The sequence below is a fragment of the Micromonospora sp. genome (genome assembly GCF_048594385.1).
Lineage (GTDB): Bacteria > Actinomycetota > Actinomycetes > Mycobacteriales > Micromonosporaceae > Micromonospora > Micromonospora wenchangensis.
The window spans coordinates 1-3,688 of sequence record NZ_JBMDWU010000098.1 but is presented as its reverse complement, the minus strand read 5'-3'; the positions used below and the strand labels follow the sequence as shown (position 1 = coordinate 3,688).

7 protein-coding genes are annotated in these 3,688 nt (G+C 66.4%); all 7 read left to right on the top strand.

Annotated elements, in window-relative coordinates; translation table 11 throughout:
* A partial coding sequence (locus ACOJTC_RS04385) for a hypothetical protein (RefSeq protein ID WP_420115850.1) occupies positions 1-264 on the top strand: 264 nt, incomplete at its 5' end.
* Positions 261-545: a PqqD family protein gene (locus ACOJTC_RS04380; protein WP_420115849.1), complete on the top strand. Its 285-nt coding sequence runs from the start codon at positions 261-263 to the stop codon at positions 543-545. The genes ACOJTC_RS04385 and ACOJTC_RS04380, both read left to right, overlap by 4 nt.
* Positions 542-1,711, top strand: a complete 1,170-nt coding sequence (locus ACOJTC_RS04375; RefSeq protein ID WP_420115848.1) for a radical SAM protein — start codon at positions 542-544, stop codon at positions 1,709-1,711. The genes ACOJTC_RS04380 and ACOJTC_RS04375 overlap by 4 nt, the downstream gene beginning before the upstream one ends.
* A complete protein-coding gene (locus ACOJTC_RS04370; protein WP_420115847.1) occupies positions 1,708-2,031 on the top strand; it encodes a cupin domain-containing protein in 324 nt (107 codons plus the stop codon). The genes ACOJTC_RS04375 and ACOJTC_RS04370 overlap by 4 nt, the downstream gene beginning before the upstream one ends.
* A gap of 26 nt (positions 2,032-2,057) precedes the next feature.
* A complete protein-coding gene (locus ACOJTC_RS04365) occupies positions 2,058-2,786 on the top strand; it encodes an ABC transporter permease (protein WP_420115846.1) in 729 nt (242 codons plus the stop codon).
* Entirely contained in the window at positions 2,783-3,187 is a 405-nt protein-coding gene (locus tag ACOJTC_RS04360; protein WP_420115845.1) for a hypothetical protein, read from the top strand. Before ACOJTC_RS04365 ends, ACOJTC_RS04360 begins: the two co-directional genes overlap by 4 nt.
* Positions 3,184-3,688: hypothetical protein (locus ACOJTC_RS04355; protein WP_420115844.1), on the top strand; the 505-nt coding region annotated here is incomplete at its 3' end. The genes ACOJTC_RS04360 and ACOJTC_RS04355, both read left to right, overlap by 4 nt.

Sequence of the window (3,688 nt, the reverse complement as noted above, 5' to 3'; positions counted from 1 at the left end):
TCCGGTGTGCGAAATGCCTACGTGCTCATGGGTTCGCTGTTCGGCTCGTTTCCCGTGGGCGCGCACACCTGGGTGGTGTACGGCGACGGGACCGACGGCCGTGCCTACCTGATGAACCCGCCGTCGCTGAGGGCCCAGCCGTTGACCGCGCGATGGGTCCGCAGCGTCGACCCGGTAGCGGCCTGGAATGACCAGGACGTAGCGGTGGGCAGATCGGTCCTGCCGATGCTGGTCGCCGAACTGAAGCTCGAGGAGACAGCATGACCGCAATTTCGGACCAGGATCGGCCGGTTGCCGCCGACGGTCTGGTCATAGAGCAGCACGGTGACGGTTTCCACTCGGTGATTGCCCCGGTCACCGCCAGCGTCCTGATCACGAACGACACCGGTAGGTTCGTGCTTGAGAGCTGTGATGGCTCACGATCCGTCGCCGAGATCGTCGTGGCCGTCGGCAACAGATTCGCCGACGCGTCACCGGAGTTGGTACGGGCCGATGTCGGAACCTTCCTCGGCACCGCAGCACGCAAGGAGGTCGTGCGGTGGTGAGCCCGGCGGTGACTCCGGCGCCGGGGCGGTCGCTGCCGGTGATCGTGGAGCGCGCCTTCCGGCCCATGATCTACTGGTACGTGAGCCTGCGCTGCAACCTGGCGTGTAAGCACTGCTGGGTGAACTCCTCGCCGTCGGTGGACACCACCGGGGAGCTGAATAGCCGCGAGATGTTGCTCGCGGTGGACCGGATGGCTGAGTTCGGTGCAGCGAGTGTCCTGATCACAGGCGGTGAACCCCTGCTGCGGCCGGACATCGGGCTCATCCTGGCGAAGCTCACCGAGTATCGTCTGCCGACCCACATCGAGACCAACGCCATGCTCGTCACCGACGACATCGTGCAGCTGGCTGATCAGGCCAGACAGGTCGGTTCGGTCCTCGACTTTGCCGTGAGCCTCGACGGGGGTACCGCCGAGGCGCATGACTGGTGCCGCGGCAGGGGCGGTTTTGTCGGCACCGTGGCCGGGCTGCGCAGGCTCAGCGAGGCCGGACTGACGTTCGACATCCAATGCGTGGTGACCCGGCGGAACTGGTCGACCCTGCCGCAGCTCGCCGCATTGGCCTCCGAACTCGGTGCCCGGAACCTGAACTTCGTTCTCGCCAGTCCGGTTGGCCGGGCCAACCACTTCGTGCAGCAGCTCTCCGTACCGTACGACCAGACGCGGTTCGCCGTGGACAAGATATTCGAGGCGATCCGCGAGTATCCGGGCCGCGTCGCGGTCAAGATCCCGCCGGCGATGATTCCACCCACATACATCGAGCGGTTTCGTGGCCTTGACAGTGGAAGCTGCGTCTCCAACGTTGTGAGCTGCTCGTTTCCGCTCCTGGGTGTCCTGCCGGACGGCAGCGTCACGGTGTGCGCGGCGACCCGCAAGAGCCCGGAAGCATTCTTCGGCAACATTCGGTCGCAGTCGCTCGTCGATATCTGGCGCAATCGTCGACTGGATGAGCTGCGTGAACAGTACGTGGCTGCGCAGGAACTGACCGGCATCTGCGGTGACTGTGTGTTCAGGTCCAGTTGCCGGGGTGCCTGTAGGGCACACGCATTCGCGGAGAGCGGCAGCTTCAATGCCCCATACCCCGTCTGTGCCGAGCTCGAGCGGGTCGGCAGGTTTCCCGCGCTGTACCGGAGCTCGACGCTACGTGCGCTGGGGGTGAACCGGTGATCGTCGAGTACACCGACTTCCTCGGAGAGGGGGTGAGCTATTACCACGCGCTGATGGGTGCGGGGCCCCTGCCGGCAGGGGCATGCCGGCACGATCACGACGAAACGCTGTTCGTGCATGGCGGACACATCACCGTACGGTCCGGTTCGGAATTCGTCACAGCCGGCAACGGACAGGTCGTTACTATCCCGGCCGGTTGTCCACACGAGATTCACATCGATGACGACTCCGTGGTCGTGGAGGTTTTCGACCTAACTGGCCGACTTGGTTGCCTGGCCGGGGTCAGCCCACGTCTCCCGGGAGTCGAGGTCGACCTGTGACGGTGAGTGTTGCTGCGGCCCGGCGAGTGATCGCCGTCGCGGCCCTGCTCAGCCGGGGTGGACTCCGCCAACCGATGCTGTACGTGGCGATTTCGGCGGTGCCGGCATCGTACTTCGTGCTCATGTGGCTGCTGGGCGGTGCACGACTCGGGCGGCACGCGCTGGTTGGCGCGCTGGTCGCATTCGCCATCAACGCTGGCGTGGTGTCGCTGCCCCAGACCGCCCTCGCGGTGCGTTGGCGGCACCTGGACGAGTTGATCCTGGCCTCGCCGGTGTCCCGCCGCCAGTTCCTGACCGCGCTGGCGGTCTCCCGGCTGGTCTACATCGCACCGCCACTGTTGGTCGTGCTGGTGGTCTTCGTCGCGGTGAACCGGCCCGCGCCTGCGGCGATGGCCCTGGTGATGCTCTGCCTGATTGTCGGATTCACGCTGTCCTGCACGGCTGGTTACGCCCTGGCGGTCCGCTGGAACAACCCGGTGACCATCTCGTCGGTGGCGAACATGGTGGGCCTCCTGACCGTTCTGCTGCCGCCGGTCTACTACCCGGTGAGCCTGCTGCCACCCTGGGCGGGGTGGCCGGTGCTCGCGGTGCCGACAGCGAGTCTGGCAGACCTCACCCGGGCCGCCGCCGGTCTGGCTACGCCCCACCCTGGCCGACTGGCCGTGGAGTTGGTGGTGGTGGTGGCGTCCATGACCTTCGCCAGTTGGTACGTGTACCGCCTCGAAAAGCCGCGACTCGTTGGGAGAAGCCGATGAGCACGTCCAACAGCCTGCTCCCGCTGGTGGCCGCCCGCCCGGGAGCGCCGGGCGCCGTCCTCAGCGTCGAGGTGGACACTCGGCTGCCGGGAACCCTCTTGGGCCGCAAGGTCTACAAGACCGGGCCGCTGCCGTGGCGTGTCACCCGTCCCCATGTGCACAACTCCCCGCACCGTCTGGTGTGCGTCACCGGACGCTTCCAGGTGGCCGTCCGACCGGAGCCGGACCTGCCCGCGCAGCACATCGAGGTACCCGCAGGCTCATTCATCGTCGTGCCGGGCGGTCTGCCTCACCAATTACGCCTCAATCCCCACTCCGTGGTCTCCTCGTTCTTTCCACCGGCCATCTGGCTCAGTACCGACGAGGGTCTGGAATTCTTCGATGGGGACTGGTTCGCGTGACCACAAGGCTGATCGTGTTCGGGCCGTGCGACGCCGCCTACGAGGCGCTACGAGAGCCAGCAACCGCCGACCACCTTGTCGCCCTCGCTGCCGGCTCGACGCCGCCGAGGGACGACATCCCGCAGTCGTTGTTAACTTCAGGACTCGTCGTCGGTGCCGGCGATGGGTACCGGACGTCTGACCGAGTGCTTCGACTCGAACGGGCGGATGTGTCCGGGCCGGCCCGCCATCTCGCTACCTCGATCAACGCCGGCATCGACCAGTTGCGCTCTGTTCCAGAGTCCCAGGGCCTGAGCTGGGACCAGGTGGGATTCACGGTGGTCGCCGGGCTGTTGCTCGACCTGGCCATCGGTGAGGAACTCTGCGTCGCCGATGCGATCACTACCGGGCCACAGGAGTCGCATGTCTGGTTGCTCGCGGAGGCCGAGTTCAGCTTCGGTGTGCACTGTGTCTACGACGACACCGTCCGGACCGGTGCCGGGGTGGTGTGGGCCAAGGGGT

Bases quoted from the DNA above. Each gene is read 5' to 3' on its own strand.
- ACOJTC_RS04360 (WP_420115845.1), top strand. From the start codon at position 2,783: ATGAGCACGTCCAACAGCCTGCTCCCGCTGGTGGCCGCCCGCCCGGGA.
- ACOJTC_RS04380 (WP_420115849.1), top strand. From the start codon at position 261: ATGACCGCAATTTCGGACCAGGATCGGCCGGTTGCCGCCGACGGTCTG.